This is a genomic window from Streptomyces sp. NPDC028928, from assembly GCF_055564915.1.
Genome location: NZ_JBVHVI010000002.1, coordinates 190,240 through 206,325 on the forward strand (window position 1 = coordinate 190,240; position 16,086 = coordinate 206,325).

15 protein-coding genes and 1 tRNA gene are annotated in these 16,086 nt (G+C 74.2%); 5 read left to right on the plus strand and 11 right to left on the minus strand.

What is annotated here, in order from left to right; translation table 11 throughout:
* Nucleotides 1-21: 21 nt before the first annotated feature.
* Nucleotides 22-975: a D-2-hydroxyacid dehydrogenase gene (locus tag ACZ4U1_RS06735; protein WP_467900452.1), complete on the minus strand. Its 954-nt coding sequence runs from the start codon at nt 973-975 to the stop codon at nt 22-24.
* Between the two features lie 138 nt (nt 976-1,113).
* Here ACZ4U1_RS06735 and ACZ4U1_RS06740 point away from each other — a divergent pair, with 138 nt between their 5' ends.
* The 3 genes from ACZ4U1_RS06740 to ACZ4U1_RS06750 all read left to right on the plus strand — a co-directional run bounded on the left by ACZ4U1_RS06740 (nt 1,114) and on the right by ACZ4U1_RS06750 (nt 3,804).
* Nucleotides 1,114-1,893 carry a maleate cis-trans isomerase family protein gene (locus ACZ4U1_RS06740; RefSeq protein ID WP_467900454.1) on the plus strand — a complete coding sequence of 260 codons (780 nt, stop codon included), beginning with the start codon at nt 1,114-1,116 and terminating at the stop codon, nt 1,891-1,893.
* Nucleotides 1,890-2,621 carry a maleate cis-trans isomerase family protein gene (locus tag ACZ4U1_RS06745; protein ID WP_467900456.1) on the plus strand — a complete coding sequence of 244 codons (732 nt, stop codon included), beginning with the start codon at nt 1,890-1,892 and terminating at the stop codon, nt 2,619-2,621. The genes ACZ4U1_RS06740 and ACZ4U1_RS06745 overlap by 4 nt, the downstream gene beginning before the upstream one ends.
* An 85-nt stretch (nt 2,622-2,706) precedes the next feature.
* A complete protein-coding gene (locus tag ACZ4U1_RS06750; protein WP_467900459.1) occupies nt 2,707-3,804 on the plus strand; it encodes an LLM class flavin-dependent oxidoreductase in 1,098 nt (365 codons plus the stop codon).
* On the opposite strand, the gene ACZ4U1_RS06755 is transcribed toward ACZ4U1_RS06750, so the two are convergent.
* Nucleotides 3,783-5,588, minus strand: a complete 1,806-nt coding sequence (locus tag ACZ4U1_RS06755; RefSeq protein ID WP_467900462.1) for a putative bifunctional diguanylate cyclase/phosphodiesterase — start codon at nt 5,586-5,588, stop codon at nt 3,783-3,785. The two genes, ACZ4U1_RS06750 and ACZ4U1_RS06755, sit on opposite strands and share 22 nt — an antisense overlap.
* A gap of 376 nt (nt 5,589-5,964) precedes the next feature.
* On the opposite strand from ACZ4U1_RS06755, the gene ACZ4U1_RS06760 reads away from it, so the two are divergent.
* Nucleotides 5,965-7,179, plus strand: a complete 1,215-nt coding sequence (locus ACZ4U1_RS06760; RefSeq protein WP_467901446.1) for a M6 family metalloprotease domain-containing protein — start codon at nt 5,965-5,967, stop codon at nt 7,177-7,179.
* Between the two features lie 68 nt (nt 7,180-7,247).
* On the opposite strand, the gene ACZ4U1_RS06765 is transcribed toward ACZ4U1_RS06760, so the two are convergent.
* The 8 genes from ACZ4U1_RS06765 to ACZ4U1_RS06800 form a co-directional block, all read right to left on the minus strand.
* Nucleotides 7,248-7,321, minus strand: a tRNA-Lys gene (locus ACZ4U1_RS06765).
* Nucleotides 7,312-7,881 carry a bifunctional DNA primase/polymerase gene (locus ACZ4U1_RS06770; protein ID WP_467900465.1) on the minus strand — a complete coding sequence of 190 codons (570 nt, stop codon included), beginning with the start codon at nt 7,879-7,881 and terminating at the stop codon, nt 7,312-7,314. Before ACZ4U1_RS06770 ends, ACZ4U1_RS06765 begins: the two co-directional genes overlap by 10 nt.
* A 111-nt stretch (nt 7,882-7,992) precedes the next feature.
* The gene (locus tag ACZ4U1_RS06775; protein ID WP_467900467.1) at nt 7,993-8,361 is read right to left on the minus strand and encodes a hypothetical protein; all 369 of its coding nucleotides are present in this window, start codon (nt 8,359-8,361) and stop codon (nt 7,993-7,995) included.
* 83 nt (nt 8,362-8,444) lie between these two features.
* Nucleotides 8,445-8,600 (minus strand): hypothetical protein, encoded by a 156-nt coding sequence (locus ACZ4U1_RS06780; protein ID WP_467900469.1) that lies wholly within the window; start codon nt 8,598-8,600, stop codon nt 8,445-8,447.
* An 11-nt stretch (nt 8,601-8,611) separates the two neighbouring features.
* Nucleotides 8,612-9,949, minus strand: coding sequence for an AAA domain-containing protein (locus ACZ4U1_RS06785; protein WP_467900471.1), 1,338 nt, complete (start codon nt 9,947-9,949; stop codon nt 8,612-8,614).
* Nucleotides 9,946-11,535, minus strand: coding sequence for a hypothetical protein (locus ACZ4U1_RS06790; RefSeq protein WP_467900474.1), 1,590 nt, complete (start codon nt 11,533-11,535; stop codon nt 9,946-9,948). Before ACZ4U1_RS06790 ends, ACZ4U1_RS06785 begins: the two co-directional genes overlap by 4 nt.
* A complete protein-coding gene (locus ACZ4U1_RS06795; protein ID WP_467900476.1) occupies nt 11,526-12,728 on the minus strand; it encodes a hypothetical protein in 1,203 nt (400 codons plus the stop codon). The genes ACZ4U1_RS06790 and ACZ4U1_RS06795 overlap by 10 nt, the downstream gene beginning before the upstream one ends.
* Entirely contained in the window at nt 12,700-13,644 is a 945-nt protein-coding gene (locus tag ACZ4U1_RS06800) for a phosphatase PAP2 family protein (protein WP_467900478.1), read from the minus strand. The genes ACZ4U1_RS06795 and ACZ4U1_RS06800 overlap by 29 nt, the downstream gene beginning before the upstream one ends.
* Nucleotides 13,645-13,844: 200 nt before the next feature.
* Between ACZ4U1_RS06800 and ACZ4U1_RS06805 the strand changes: the two genes are divergently transcribed.
* Nucleotides 13,845-14,441: a histidine phosphatase family protein gene (locus ACZ4U1_RS06805; protein WP_467900480.1), complete on the plus strand. Its 597-nt coding sequence runs from the start codon at nt 13,845-13,847 to the stop codon at nt 14,439-14,441.
* 41 nt (nt 14,442-14,482) lie between these two features.
* On the opposite strand, the gene ACZ4U1_RS06810 is transcribed toward ACZ4U1_RS06805, so the two are convergent.
* Nucleotides 14,483-15,922 (minus strand): hypothetical protein, encoded by a 1,440-nt coding sequence (locus ACZ4U1_RS06810; RefSeq protein WP_467900482.1) that lies wholly within the window; start codon nt 15,920-15,922, stop codon nt 14,483-14,485.
* Nucleotides 15,923-16,086 lie beyond the last annotated feature (164 nt).

Genomic DNA, 16,086 nt, shown 5'->3' on the forward strand with positions numbered 1-16,086 from the left:
CAGGGGTTCGGTGGCAGGCCTTCAGTGACCGGGCACGTAACCACGCGTCTTGTCGACCACGTTCAGCAGAGATCTGCCCGCCGCCCACCGCTCGTACAACTCCACGAACTGCGTCCCCAGCTCGTCCCGCCAGCCGACCGTGTCGCCGCTCATGTGCGGGGACACGATGAGCCCCGGCAGCTTCCACAGCGGGCTGTCCGCGGGCAGTGGTTCGGCGGCGAACACGTCCAGGGCCGCGCCCGCGATCCAGCGCCGGGTCAGGGCGTGCGCGAGGGCCTCCTCGTCGACCAGACCACCCCGTCCGACGTTCACGAAGAACGCCGACGGCTGCATCACATCGAACCGGTGGGCGTCGAACATGCGGTACGTCCGCTCGGTCAGCGGAGCCGCCGCGATCACCCAGTCCGCGCGGGAGACCAGCCGGTCCAGGTCGTCGGGGCCGTGGACGCCGGTCCGCGGCACCCGCCCCACCAGCGCCGTCGTCACCCCCAGGGCCTTCAGTGTGCGGGCGATCGCCCGGCCGATCGGGCCCGAGCCGACCACGCACGCGCGCGTGCCCGCCACCCGCCGGGTTTCCCGGTGCCGCCAGGTCCGCTCCCGCTGGTACTCCAGCGTGCGCGGCAGATCCTTGGCGGCCGCCAGCACCAGGGCCGCGACGTACTCGGCGATCGGCTGGTCGAAGATCCCGCGCGCGTTGGTCACCACCGTGTCCGACGCGGCCAGCTCCGGGCACATCAGATGGTCCACGCCCGCGCTCGCCGTGTGCACCCAGCGCGGCCGGGGCCCGCCGCCGGGCCACGCCTCGCGCACCGCGTGCGAGGTGAAGTCCCACACCAGCAGCACGTCCGCGTCCGGCAGCCGCTCGGCCAGGTGCGCCGCGTCCGTGTGCACGATCCGGGCGCGGCCGGTGAGGCGGCCGAGCCGGGGCGGCGGATCGGCGTCGAGGACCACGACGGTGGGGGGTGTCGGCGTCATGCAGGGCTGCTCCCGGCGTCTGACATGCGCGGATTGTGCGCGGATTGACCACGCTCGCACCCGAACCTACCTTCGTCAACACGGGCGTACCCACGATCCGTTGCCCACTCGTCTCCCAGCGTGAGGCCGGTGCCAGCCATGGACGTCCCTCTTCTCGGCGGCCCGCAGCGCGGCATCGGCGTGGTGGCCCCCTTCGACTTCGCCCTGGACCGCGAGCTGTGGCGCTGGGTGCCTGACGAGGTCTCCCTGCACCTGACCCGGACCCCGTTCGTGCCGGTCGAGGTGAGCCTGGACATGGCCCGGCTGGTCAGCGAGCACGAGACCCTCGGCGAGGCGGTCCGCGCGCTCACCGCCGTCGCCCCCGAGGTCGTCGCCTACGCCTGCGCCTCCGGCAGCTTCGTCGGCGGGATCGCCGGGGAACGGGCGATGTGCGCGGCGATGACCATGGCCGGATCCCTGCCCTCGCTGACCACCTCCGGCGCGCTGCTGGAGGCGCTGGCCGAGCTGGGCGCCCGGCGGGTCGCGCTGGTCACCCCGTACACCGGCTCCCTGACCCGGGCCCTTGAGGAGTACGTGGGGCAGGCCGGCGTCCGGGTCACCGGCTGCGCCTGCATGGGCCTGACCCGGCACATCTGGAAGGTGCCGTACCGGGACGTCGTCGCCATGGCCCGCCGGGCGGCCCGCCCCGGCACCGCCGACGCCCTCTTCCTGTCCTGCACCAACCTGCCGACCTACGACGTCATCCCCCAGCTGGAGGCGGAACTGCGGATGCCGGTGATCTCGGCCAACCAGGTCACGATGTGGGCGGCGCTGCGCCGACTGGGTACCCGGGCCGTGGGGCCCTACCAGGCGCTGCTGGACGCGGCTGCCCGCGCATGGCCCGTACTGCCGGAAGAACAGCAGGAAGGCTGGACATGACCGCACTCGGATTCCTCTACCCGGGCCACTCCGCCGAGGACGACTATCCACGCATCGAGCAGCTCCTGGGCAGCGACATCCGGGTGGACCTGTTCCACACCGACATCGGCGAGGACGCGCACCGGGTGGACGCCCTGCGCGAGATGGGCTCCGCCGAGCGGCTCGCCGCGGGTGTGGAGGGGCTGCGGCTGGCCGGGGTGGAGACGGTGGTGTGGGCGTGCACCAGCGGCGGCTTCGTGCACGGCTGGGAGGGCGCCCAGGAGCAGGTGCGGAGCCTGGCCCGGCTGGCCGGCATGCCGGCCTCCTCGACGTCCTTCGCCTTCGTGCACGCGGCCCACGAGATCGGCGTGCGCCGGGTCGCCGTCGGCGGCACCTATCCCGAGGACATCACCGCGCTCTTCGCCGACTTCCTGCGGGCCGGCGGCCTGGAGGTGACCGGAACGCGCTCCTCCGGGATCGTCACCGCCGCCGAGGTCGGCACCTGGGGCGAGGAGGACGTGCTCACCCTGGCCCGCGCGGCGGACAGCCCCGACGCCCAGGCCGTCCTCCTCCCGGACACGGCACTGCACACGGCCGCCCACCTCGGCCTGCTGGAGAAGGCCCTGTCCAAGCCGGTCCTCACCGCCAACCAGGTCACGGTCTGGGAGGCCCTCAGGCTCGCCGACCGCCGGGTGAACGCGCCGTCCCTCGGGACGCTGTTCACGCGGGAACCCCTGGTCCAGGCCTAGGCGGTCCGGCCACCGGGAATAACCGGAGACACCCTCCTGTTAGCAGCGCGAGGACAGCCCACGCGCGACAACAGGAGGCCACACCGTGGCGGCAGACGAGGCAGACGAGATCCGGGGAACCACGCACGGCACGGCCCCCGCCCCCCTCTCCGTACTGGACCTGGCCACCGTCGGCACGGGCAGTACCGCGAGCGACGCCCTGCGCACCGGCGTCGCGCTCGCCCGGTTCGCCGAGTCCCGCGGCTTCCACCGCTACTGGGTCGCCGAGCACCACTCCATGCCCGGTGTGGCCTCCTCCTCGCCCGCCGTGATCCTCGCCCACCTCGCCGCCCACACCGACCGCATCCGGCTCGGCTCGGGCGGCGTCATGCTGCCCAACCACGCCCCGCTGGTGATCGCCGAGCAGTTCGGCACGCTGGAGGCCATGGCGCCCGGGCGGATCGACCTGGGCCTCGGCCGGGCGCCGGGCACGGACGGGGCCACGGCGGCGGCCCTGCGCCGCACCGACACCCTGAACGAGGGCGCCGACGACTTCCCGCAGCAGCTCGCGGAGCTGACCCGGTTCCTGGACGACGACTTCCCGGACGGACACCGCTACGGCCGGATCCACGCGATCCCCGGCCCGGTGCAGGGCACCACCCCCGGCGGCGTGCAGTCCCCGCACCGCCCGCCGATCTGGCTGCTCGGCTCCTCCGGCTACAGCGCCCGGCTGGCCGGCGTGCTCGGCCTGCCGTTCGCCTTCGCGCACCACTTCTCCGCGCAGAACACCATCCCGGCCCTGGACCTGTACCGGCAGACCTTCCGGCCCTCCGCCGTCCTGTCCGAGCCGTACGCCCTCATCGGCGTCTCCGCCCTCGCCACGGACGACGAGCGGGAGGCCCGCCGGCAGACCCGGGCGCTGGCGCTGAACATGCTCCGGCTGCGCACCGGCCGCCCGGGCCTGTACCCCGCGCCGGAGGAGGCCGAGCGCCACGAGTTCAGCCCGATGGAGGAGGAGTTCGTCACCTCCTGGACGAGCAACGTCGTGCACGGCACGGCCGACGAGGTCCGCTCCGGCCTGGACGACCTCCACAAGCGCACCGGCGCCGACGAGCTGATGCTCGTCTCCCACGCGCACCGCGGCGAACTGCGTCTGCGCTCCTACGAGTTGATCGCGGACGCCTACGGCTTGCCGACCGCGTAGGCCTGCGACCCCAGCAGCTCGGAGATACGATCCGGCGGCACCGGGCGGGAGTACAGCCAGCCCTGCCCGGTGTCGCAGCCGATCCGGCGCAGCCGGGTGGCCTGGGCCGAGGTCTCCACGCACTCCGCGGTGACCGTCAGACCGAGCCGGTGGGCGAGCTGGATCATCGCCTCCACGATGACCTCGTCGGCCGGGTTGGGCACGGCCCCCTTGGCGGCCTCCTCGTACTGGAAGCCCCGGACGAAGGAGCCGTCCAGCTTCAGCACGGAGACCGGCAGACGGCTCAGGTAGGCGAGGTTCGAGTAGCCGGTGCCGAAGTCGTCGATGGCGATGTGCACGCCCATGTCGCTGAGGGCCTGCAGGGCCTGGAGCGGCCGGCCCGCCGAGCCCATCACCGCCGACTCGGTCAGCTCCAGCTGGAGCAGGTGCGGGGCGAGCCCGGTCTCCGCGAGGGTCTCGGCCACGTCGGCCACCAGGTCCGAGTCCCACACCTGCCGCACGGCGACGTTCACGCTGACGAAGATGGGCGGTTCGCCGGGGTGGTCCAGCTGCCAGCGGCGGGCCTGCCGGCAGGCGGTGGCCAACGCCCAGCGGCCGAGCTGCACGATCGAGCCGTCCTCCTCGGCCAGTCCGATGAACCGATTCGGCGTCAGTGTGCCGAACTGCGGGTGATGCCAGCGGATGAGGGCCTCGACGCCGTTGAGCCGGCCGTCCTCCATCGCCACCAACGGCTGGTACTCCAGGGCGAACTCGCCGCGCTCGATGGCGGGGCGCAGGGTGGAGGACAGCGCCTGGCGGGTCATGCGGTGGGCGTTGCGCTCGGGGTCGAACAGGGTCCAGCGGGCCTTGCCGTCGGCCTTCGCCCAGTACAGGGTCGTATCGGCCGCCTGCATCAGACCCGTGGCCGTGGTGCCGGCCGCGTGCCGCTCCACGACCCCGATGGACGCGGTCAACGACAGCCGCTGCCCGGCCAGATCGAAGGGCTGCTCCAGCGCCTTCAGCGCGGACTCGGCGAGGTCGGCGAGCTGTTCGGTGCCGGTGGAGTCCTCCACCAGCAGGGCGAACTCGTCACCGCCGAGCCGGGCCACCAGGGGAGTCGCGGCGCGGGCGTACCCGGCCTCGTCGGCGACCCTGGTCAGGCGCTCGGCCACGGCCGCGAGGAGCCGGTCGCCGACCCGGTGGCCGAGGGTGTCGTTCACGGCCTTGAAGCCGTCGAGGTCCAGGTAGCACAGGCCGATCCGGCCGGTGCCGCTCTGCTCGTACGACTCCGCCTCCAGCGCGGCCGAAAGACGCTCGAAGAACAGCGTGCGGTTGGGCAACCGGGTCACCGGGTCGTGCATCTGCAAGTGCCGCAGCCGCGCCTGGAGTTCGCGCCGGGAGCTGATGTCGGCGACCGACAGCAGGACGCCGGGCTCGCCGCCGGTCAGCGGGGCGACGGTGACCTGCACCCACAGCGAGTGCCCCTCGGGGTGTTTGAGGCGGCGGGTGCAGCGCAGGCGGGCCTGCCGGCCGCGCAGCACCTCGCGGTAGGCGTGCCAGCTCCGGGCGTCGGAGGCCAGGTCCACCAGGTCGGCGGCGACCCGCCCGACGAGCGTGTCCGGACCGGCGCCGAGCAGCTCGCCGAGGGCGGCGTTGGCGCTGACGACGAGTCCCTCCGGGGCCACGACCGCCATGGCGAGCGGGGCGGTCGCGAAGACACGGTGGTAGGTGGTGTGGTGACTGTCTGTGACGGCAGACCGGTCTGGGTCTGCCGCGGGCGTCGGCCCTTCGGACGTTCCGCTCACCGCTCGCTCCCGCAGTGCACTCGATCTGTGTCCGTGCCTGTCCGTGCCGGAAAGTGTGCCGATCATAGAGGCTGGCCCCGGGCCCTTCCAGCCACTGTCCAGTGTCCCGGACGGAGTACAGGTTCTGACAGATCGTTTCTGCCCGCACCTGGACGGGTTCCACAGGCCCCCGACCAGTTGTGACGTTCCGTGAGTGTTTCGGGGTGTCGGGCGCCGGGGCGCGCCGGCGTACGACGGGGGCGCGCTCACCCTTCTGGTGCAGGCAAACAGGGCAAAACACGGTGAATGCCAGCAATCTGGGTGCGGGTCCCGCGAACCGCATCCGGAGGTCAAGTCCGTGCCCAAGCTGCGCAGCACCGCCGCCGTGTTCACCACGATGTCGGCGCTCGCCGCGACCTCGATCCTCACCGGCCCGTCGGCCGCCGAACCGTTCTCGACGGCCCCCTGCGCCCTGCACCGCAGCGAGGCCCACCACTCCGAGGGCGTGGACAGCTGGAACCCCTCCTACACCCGCCCGACCGGCGCCCTCGACGCCGTGATGATCTTCCTCTCCTTCCCGGACGCCACCCCCCGCACCACGCCCGCCCAGCTGACCGCCGACCACTTCCCGGCCACCAGCCGCTTCTACGAACAGGCGTCCTACGGCAGGTTCACCCTGCGCCCGCACCCGCTGGGGCACTGGCTGCGCATGCCGCGCCCGTCGACGTCGTACGCCATGAGGCGGGACTGGAGCGCCGAGGACCGGGCCGCCTATCTGCGGGACGCCTTCGCCGTGGCCGACAAGGAGGTCGACTTCTCGCGCTACCCGGTCGTCTACCTCGTCGCCGACCCGGACGCGCCCGGCGTCGACTCGGACGCCACGAAGGTCGTGAACCTCGACACCCCCGTGCGGGCCGACGGCACCGACATCCAACGGGTCGTCACCGTGTTCGAGCACCATCCGCCGGACCGGCTCGTCCTCGCCCACGAGACCGGCCATGTCTTCGACCTGCCCGACCTCTACCACCGGCCGGTGGACGGCAAGGGCGACTGGGACACCTACGTCGGCGACTGGGACCTGATGGGCAGCCAGTTCGGGCTGGCCCCGGACCTGTTCGGCTGGCACAAGTGGCGGCTCGGCTGGCTGGGTCCGCGCCAGGTGGTCTGCGTGCGCGGTGCCACGCCGACCCGGCTCACCCTGGAGCCCCTCGCGGCCGGGCCGGGCGTGGCGGTGCCGGGCGCGGGCGGCGCCCCCGCCTTCGGCCTCGGCCAGGGCGTCAAACTGGCCGTCGTGCGCACCGGCGAGGACAGCGCCCTCGCCTTCGAGGCGCGCGGCACGGCCGGCAACGACCGGCTGTCCTGCCGGCAGGGGATCCTCGTCTACCGGGTGCGGGGCGGCGCCCCGTCCGGCGACGGCCCGGTCCAGGTCGTGGACGCCCACCCGCGTACCGAGTCCTGCTGGGAGAACTCCGTCTACCCGCCCCTCGCCGACGCGCCGGTCTTCCTCGGGGAGAGCTTCACCGTGCCCGGGGAGGGCGTGAAGGTGGAGGTGGAGGGGCGCACGGCGTCGGGGGCCTGGACGGTGAAGATCACGCCCGGTCTGCGCGAGTGATCAGGGGCTCGTGTATACGAAAACGGCGGGCCGGATTCTTTCGAACCGGACCCGCCGTTTCCCTCAGGTGCGCCGCCAGGGACTCGAACCCCGGACCCGCTGATTAAGAGTCAGCTGCTCTAACCAACTGAGCTAGCGGCGCCTGCTGACGTCGTAGACATTAGCACCCTGGTCGGCGGGAGGAAAAATCGATATCCGCACGGCGGCCCGGGCGGCTCGCACGGCCGCCCAGAGCAGCACCTCGGGGCCGGGCAGCCAGGGGTGCCGGGTGTCCGGGGCGACCACCCAGCGGGCGGTGCCGACGGCGTCCTCGCAGGTCAGGGCGGGCACGGTCACCGCGTCGCCGGTGCCGTGGCACAGCAGCGGCGGCACCTCCCGGGCCCGCTGCGAGCCCCACTCCTCCCAGTCCAGCAGCGAGGGCAGCCGCTGGGCCGTGCCGGGGGCGGCGAACAGCAGCATCCGGCCCCGGAACACCGCGACCGGGCCCGAGCCCGCGCCCTCGTCCCACAGCCGGTCCAGCATGCGGCGCCCGAAGACGACCGGGGCGCTCACCACGTCGAAGACGGTGCCGCAGGGCAGGACGACGGGGGCGTCCGGGCGGTCCTGCCACAGGACGAGGGTGCTGCGGGGGAACGGTGCCGCCGAGGCGAGCCAGGCGACGCCGTCGGAGCTGACACGGGTGACGTTCGGTGCGCTGCTCATACCACCCAGGTGTACAGGCAGTGAGCGGACCGTTCTTCTGAGTTGCGGAAAACCGGGACACGGGCGCGCGGGGAGGAGTATCTTGCCCGCCTGGCATATGCCGCGTGGGTGCTACACCGGGTCGGCGGTCGTCCGCCCGTCCTGCTCCCCGCGCAGCAGATCCTGGCCGAACTCGACCATCTTCTTCGCGTAGTCCTCGGTCCACTCCGCGCGCTCGGCGATGTCCGCCGGGGTCAGCCGGTCGAACCGGCGCGGGTCGGCGAGCTGGGCCGCCGCGATGGCCTGGAACTCCACCGCCCGGTCGGCGGCCGCGCGGAACGCCTGGGTCAGCTCCGTCGCCCGGGCCAGCAGCGCCCGCGGATCCTCGATCGACTCCAGGTCGAAGAAGTGCTCGGGATCGGAGGCCGCCTCCGCGGGCTCGAAGAGCAGGGGCGCGGGGCGTAGCCGCGGTTCGTTACGACGCGGCGTGGGCTCCGCCATGTCTTCTCTCCTCCTCGTACGATGCACCGGCCCCGCCTTCAGGTGGGCCACCGTCCATTGTCCCGCGCCCACGCAAGGGGCCCTCACACCCGCCGGCTCACGCGGTGTTCGGCCAGGTGGGAGAGGACCGCGTGGTTCGCCTCCCAGCCGTCGGGGCTGTTTTCATCGGCCGCCTCCGGCGGCGTGCCGGACTCCGTCCGGCGGAGGGTGGTGTCGTCGTCAGGTCGGTGGCTGCCCACGCAAGGGGCCCTCACACCCGCCAGCTCACGCGGTGTTCGGCCAGGTGGGAGAGGACCGCGTGGTTCGCCTCCCAGCCGTCGGGAAACTTCACCAGGGTGCCCAGCTGGACCGGCTCCGTGGACGGGTAGTCGTCCAGGAGGTCGGTGACGCCGGCCCGGCAGATCATGATGCAGGCGTGGCGGTGGCGGGAGGCCAGGACGCACAGGCGGCCGGTCTCCAGGTGGAACGCGGTGGCGTCGGGGCGGCCGGAGAGCGGGTGCAGGACGACCGTGACGTCGTACTCACGGCCCTGGAGCCGGTTCGCGGTGTCGACGGTCACGTCCGGTACGCCCAGCTCGGCCAGGGCCGTGCGGACCGCCGCCGCCTGGTCGCGGTGGGCCGTGCCCACGGCGATGCGGTCGGCCGTCAGCGGGGTGGGGTCCGGGGAGCGTTCCGACAGGGCGGCGCCGCCTCTGTCCAGCAGGCGGCGGACCACCGTCGCCACCGCCCGCACCGCCTCCGGGTCCGTGCGCGGGGTGTGCCGGGCGGGCAGCTCCAGCAGGCCCCAGCCGGACTCCGCGGCCTCGTCGATCACCCGGTCCGGGCCGGAGCCGTCGGAGGGCACGGCGAAGCCGAGGCGGCGGTCGCCGTGGTCCGTGCCGCTGCGGAACGGCGTGTACGGGTAGAACGCGTCCGAGACCAGGGGCGCCGCGGAGGCCGGCAGGCGCCAGGACACCGGGAGGCGGTGCTGGGGCAGGCCCGGGTTGTGGGCCAGGAGGGTGGTCACCGCGGAGGCCGACGGGTCGTACGACAGGCCCGCCCACTGCTCGCTGCCGACGATCGCGAACGGGTCCAGCTGGCCCGGGTCACCCACGAACAGCGCCCGCTCGAACAGGCCCGCCACGGCCAGCAGGGAGTCCGAGCGCATCTGGTAGGCCTCGTCCACGATCGCGTGCCGCCACGGCTCGTCCACCTTCACGTGCGCCCACTTCGCGGCCGTGGAGAGGACCACCGGGAGGCCGCTCAGATCGGCCGCCTTCGCCGACGTACGGACCTGCGGCAGGGCGTCCAGCGCCTTGTCGTACGCGTCGGCGTCGCTGCTGTGCAGGCGGCCCACCGGCAGCTCCGGGTTCTTCTCCGCCAGCCGCAGGACCAGGTCGTCCACCTGGGCGTTCGTCTGCGCCACCACCATCAGCGGGCGGCCCGCGCCGGCCAGCTCCAGGGCCGCGCGCACCACCAGCGTGGACTTGCCGGCGCCGGGCGGGGAGTCGACCACCACGCCCCGCTCGCCGCCGTGCAGCGTGTCGTGCAGGATCGCGTCGGTGGCACGGGCGGCCGCGGCTCCGGGGTCGAAGTCGACGGTCGTCACAGCACGTCCTCCTCGGTCACGGGGTCGGGCGCCTCCGGAGCCGGCTCGCCCGGCGGGCCGCCGTGCGTCCAGGGCGTCTCCTCGGGGTCGGGCAGCTTCGCGCCGCCGCGCTGCTCGTGCTCGAAGAGGGTGAAGCAGACCCGGTCGCCCTTCTCCGGCACCGACCCGGGCTCGGGCTCCTTGCCGCGGCCCATCTTGTCCAGGATCCGCAGCACCAGCGCCCCGTCGTCCTCCTGGCCGACGAACTCCGCGGACTGCGGCTTGCCGCCCAGCGAGCGGTACACCTTCGCCCGCTCGGCCAGGTGCGGCCGGTCCTCCGTGCGGACCGTCACCAGCGGGCGCGGGCTCGGCCGCCTGCCCTCGCTGTACGCCATCACCACGTCGGTCACCTCGCCCGCGAACGCCTCCCCGGCCAGCCGCCGCCCCGCCATCACCAGCGGATCGTCCAGCGCCTCCTGCGCCTCCAGCCGGGCCTGCTCCCGCTCGCGCGTGGCCAGCTTGTTCGCCGCCGTCACCGCGTCGTCCCGGCGCGGTTGCGGGGGCTCGCCGGCCAGCACCCGGTCCCGGTGCGCGGTGAACGACCAGCGGTCCCTGGTCCAGCGCGCCGCCACATGCGCCCCGGCCGGCAGCGCCCGCAGCAGGTCCAGGCCCCGCCACACCGCATCCCAGGTGGGCCGGGTGCGGCTCTCGACCAGCTCCCGGACCTCCCGCTCGGCCAGGGTGAGCGCGGCCAGCCGGTCGTCGGCCTCCAGCGGGTCCTCGGCGGCGGCCAGGGCGGTACGCGCGCGGTCGTAGCGCTCGATCGCCGGGGCCAGCAGCTTGTTGTCGAACGCCGGGTCGGTGGCGGGACCGGCCGGCGGGCACAGCAGCTGCCCGTCGGTGTCCCTGGCGAGTTCGGCCCGGCGGGCGGCCTCCGCGCCGGTCAGGCCCTCCGGGGGGTCGATCCAGGCGAGCAGCGCGCCCAGGTGCTGGTCCTCGAGACCGGACTGGCCGGTCGCCCAGTGCCGGGACAGCACGTCGGTCAGGGCGAGCAGCAGCGAGGAGCCGGGCACCCGGGACCGCTCGCCGTAGTGGGTGAGCCAGCGGCCGAGCAGCGGCACCCGGGGCGGCGCCGGGTAGGGGGCGTCGGGGTCCTGCTCGGCGGTGCGCCGGAACCGCATCGAGCGGCCCAGCAGCCGTACGAAGTCCAGGCCCGTGCGGCTCGGCACGATCAGCTGGGGCGCGTCCGCGCACAGCTCGGCCTCCACCTTGACCCGCTTGCCGGTCTCCGGGTCGGTCTCGGTGCGCTCGGCCGCCTCCACGGACTCCGCGTACGCCTCGATGTAGGGCAGGACGATGTCCGCCAGGTCGGCGAGGAACGCGAAGCGCAGGTCGCGGTCGCGGGGCTGCGGTACGACCAGCAGGCGGGGCGCGTCCCGGTCGGTGCCGACCAGCGCGCCGAGCGGGGCGCCGGTCTCACCGGCCGTGGTGAGCGGCACGAACACCAGCGGGTGGTCGGACAGGTGCCGGTGCCGGACGGTCGCGGCCGGCTGCGCCCGGCCACTGCCGACGGCCTCCAGCCGGGCGAGGGTGGTGATCAGGGACACGCGGTCGCCTCCCGGGCCGTCGCCGGAGCATCCCCGGCCGTCGCCAGTGCCTCCGCGCGCGGGGCCGCGACACCGGCGGCCGTCCGGGGGGCCGCCACGCCGCCGGCCGCCCGGAGGGCTTCCGCGCGCAGGGCCGCCGCGCGGCGCAGGGCGGCCACCGCCGGGTCGTCCGGGTCACCGGCCTCGCCGCGGGCGGCGGCCAGGACCTCCTCGACCGTGGCCAGGCCGCCCAGTTCGGCCCGCAGGGGCCGGCCGAGCCGGGTGACCGCGCCGGCCGCGCGGGCGCGGTCCCGGCAGTGGAAGGCCAGTTCGCAGGCGGACAGGCACTCGGGCGCGTACGTCGCCGGCACCGCCTCCACGGCCGCCGTCAGTTCCTCGGCGGGCCGGTCGGGCGCGAAGCAGGTGCCCTCGGGCAGCGCGTCGGTGAGTTCCTCGATGCGGGTGAGCCGGGCCAACTGGCGCGCGGTGACGGCGCGCTGCTTGCGGACGTCCACGGCGGAGCCCGCGGCCAGGTTGGAGAAGTCCTTCGGGCACACCAGCAGCACCCGGTGACGCACCCGGGGAGCGGGGGAGAGCCGGGCCGCGACCTCCTCCAGGGCGAGTACGTAGACCGCCGCCTGCCGGGCCGCCGCGCCCACCTTCGCCGGGTCGGCGGTGCCGTCCACCATCGGGAAGGACTTGATCTCCACCACCGACCAGCTGCCGTCGGGGTGCACCACCACCGCGTCCGGCTCCAGGAAGGCGAGCGAACCGGCGACGTCCAGGGCGAGCATCGGGTGGTCCAGCAGCGTCCAGCCGCCGGCCCGCACGGCCTCGCGCAGCGCCAGCGCCGTACGGGCCGTACGCCCCTCGGGGCCGTGCGCGGTCAGGTCGGGTACGGCCGCCCCGGCGGGCGGTTCGGCACCCGGATCGAGCCGGGCGTGCACCAGCCGCAGCAGCTCCGCGCCGCCGTCCGCCTTCACCCGCGCCTCGAACGCGTTGCCCCGGGTCAGCGCGAACTGCGACTGCCCGAAACCGGACGGCGCGCCCAGCGCGGTCGCCAGCCGGGCCTTGTCCACCCCGGCGCCGTCCAGGACCGCCCGCCGGGCGCACCCGGGGTTCGCGGCGAGCGCCGCGAGGGCGCGGGCGTCCAGGGCCTTGGCCGGTACGTCGGGACCGCGCAGCTCAGCGAGCCGGTGCCGGAGCTTCCTCACCGACGTCGGAGGGGGAGGCGTCCGGTCCGGCCGCGGGGTCGAGCCGCGACTCGCGCTGCCGTGGAATTCGCTCACCCGCGGAAGTCTGGCACCCGGCACTGACAATCGGGGAACCCGTGCCGTCCGCGGCCGGTGCGGCACGGCGTGCCGGCCGGGTCCGGACGAGGTCCACGGCCCGCATCACGTGCGGTGCCAGCAGCAAGCCGACGCCCATCGCGGCGACGCCCGCGACCGCGTCCAGGAAGTAGTGGTTGGCGGTGCCCATGACCACGAGCGCGGTCACCAGCGGGTAGACGACACCGAGGACCTTCGTCAGGCGCGTGCCGCCGTACCGCCACAGCATGACGCCGCACCACAGCGCCCAGCCCACGTGCAGACTCGGCATCGCCGCGTACTGGTTGGTCATGCCGCCCATGCCGCGCGGGGCACTGGCCGCGCCGCCCCACCAGCCGTACGTGCTGTACTGCGCCATCGTGTCCACGAAGCCGTGGCCGGCGGAGAGCAGCCTGGGCGGGCAGGTCGGCAGCAGGGTGAAGCCGATCAGGCCCAGGAACGTGGACGTCATCAGCCAGGTGCGGGCCGCCCGGTAGTGCCGGGGACGCGCGCGGAACAGCCAGACCAGGACGGCGGGCGTGACCAGGTAGTGCAGCGAGGCGTACCAGAAGTCGGCCGGGACCCCGAGCCAGGCCTCGTGCGTGAACAGCCGGTTCAGCGGGTGTTCGGCGTTGAGGTGGAGGGCCTTCTCGACGCGCAGGATCGCCAGGCCGTGGTCGACGGCGCTGGTGACGTCACCGCGCGCGAGGAGCCGGCCGGCCGAGTAGCAGCCGTAGACCAGCAGGATCAGGGGCAGCTCGGTCCACCAGCGCAGCCGGGGTTGCGGGACCACCTCGGTGCCCGGTGTCTCGGTCTGCGGCATCCGATCGCCCTCCCCCTTCTGCTGTGCGGCGCCCCGGCGGGCGACCGTGCCACTTTACGGTGTGCCTACTCCGCCCCTGGCGGGCACTCCGATCACGCCGGTGCGTCAGCCCTCGAAGACGCGGAGATCGCCCGGCCGGTTGCCTCGGACCGGGGTGCGCGATGATGGAAGGACCGCATCCGCTCACTGAGAGGTCCTCCATGGCACCGCGCATCCTGCTGGCCCGGCACGGACAGACGGCCTGGTCGCTGTCCGGCAAGCACACCGGCAGGACCGACGTGCCGCTGCTGGAGGAGGGGCGGCGCGGGGCCAAGCTGCTCGGCGAGCGGCTGCACCGGGCGCCGCTGGACGGGCTGGCCGGTGCGGAGGTGCGCACCAGTCCGCTCTCCCGCGCGCGCGAGACGTGCGAACTGGCCGGCTTCGGTGACCGTGCCACGGCGTGGGACACGCTCATGGAGTGGGACTACGGCGTGTACGAGGGCATGACCCCGGCCGAGATCCAGGCCGTCCGGCCCGGCTGGCTGATCTGGCGGGACGGCGTCCCGGAGGGCGAGACCCTCGCCGAGGTCACCGCGCGCGCGGACGAGGTGGTCTCCTGGGCCCGCTCCGCCGACCGCGACGTCCTCGTCTTCGCCCACGGCCACATCCTGCGCTCGATCGGCGCCCGCTGGCTGGGCCTGCCCCTGGACTTCGCCGCCCGCATCCGCCTGAACCCGACCTCCCTGTCCGTCCTGGGCTGGGCCTACGGCGAACCGGCGATCGAGAGCTGGAACGACCTGGGGCACCTGGCCGGCTGACGGGTGAGCGCCCCGCAGGGGCACCCCGGACCGGAACGGCCCTACGCCCGCCGTGGCAGAGAAGCGTGGCGGTCCAGGAAGTCCGACACCCCCGAAGCCCGCCGGTGGGGCAACAGCACACGCGCCGTACCCGCGAGCATCGTCTGGATGCGGGAGGACTGGACCTGGTCCAGCAAGCCCAGCACCCGCAACCCGGCCTCCGCCGCCTCGTCGGGACGACCCTCGCGGGCGAGATCGTCGGCCAGTTCCGCCGTGTAGAGCGCGATGTTGCGGGTGAAGTGCGGATCCTGCAGATGCGCCGCCCGCCGCGCGTGCCGGGACGCCCGGCGCCAGTCGCCCAGCGTGGACCAGCACTGCGCCTCCAGCCCCTCCAGCTCGGCCTCGCCGTAGAAGCTCATCCACTCGGGGTCGGCGTCCGAGCGGCCCCGGTCGAAGAGGGCGTGCGCGCGGGCCAGCGCCTGCTCGCAGCCGGTGCGGTCGGCGAGTCCCGCCCAGCCGCCCGCCTCGCGCAGCGCGAGCAGGGACATCAGCCGGTCGGAGCCGAGCGGCCGGGCGGCGCGCTGGGCGGCCTGCGCGGCCCGGACCGCCTCCCGGGGGCGCCCGGCGTCCCGGGCCAGGAACGCGGTGTTGCAGAAGGCGTGCGCCTCAAGGGCCGGGTCGCCCGTCATGCGGGCGGTGGCCAGCGCCTCCGCGTAGTGCGAGCGCGCGTCGTCGAAGCGGCCGGAGTCGTGGGCCAGCCAGCCGACGGAGATGGCGAGTTCACCGGCGCCCGCGTGCAGCCGGTCGGCGGTGGTCTGCCGGGTCGCGCCGGCGTCGAGCAGCGCGTAGGCGGCGCGCAGCGGAGCCGCCGCGCGCCGGTAGAGGCCGTCCGCGCCGTGCCGGTCGTCGAGCAGCCGGATCCGGCGGACGGCCTCCTCCAGCGCCGCCGCCTCGGGGGTCCCGGCCCGCCGCAGCGGCCGTTCCGCCGCCACGGCGGGCGTGTTGAGCCCCAGCGGGGCCAGCGTGGCGGCGGCCACCGTGGCGCCTCCGCCGGTCATGAATGCGCGACGCAGCACGTCGCTCTCCTCGTGGTTCAGGGGGTCTTTCTCGTGGGGGTCCTGCGGGTCATACGGATCGAGGGTCCCGCCCGGCTCACCGGCCCCCGCGTCGGGGACGAGCGCCTCCGGCGCCTCCCCGGCCGTACGCGCCGCGCGTCCGCGGACGGACGAGCGGGGTGCGAAGCCGAGGTCGGTGAGCGTGCGGCCGGGGAACATATGCAGGAACACCCGTTCGTACGCGTAGTTGGGGCAGCGGATCTCACCGGCCTCGACCCGGCCGATGTAGCGCGCGTCACAGCTCACCCGCTCACCGATCTCCCGCGCCGCCCGCCGTACCAGCGCCGCGAACTCGGCCGGTGAGCGCCGGCCGCGCAGGTGTCGGAAGGCGAGGTTCGGCCGGGCTGGCCGTTCGGGTTGTGACGAGGTCATCGTTGACGACGCCATGGCCGGGTCCTCTCGTGCGAACCGTCGAACCATGCCGGAGCCCGGGTGATTTCGGGACGAGTTGCCCGTGTGACGCCCTGGTTCCGGCGGGCATGAACGTACCTGCTGTGAAGGACCCGCCACGCGGTGTTTGGCTACAAACCGGATATCTCATCCACGATCTG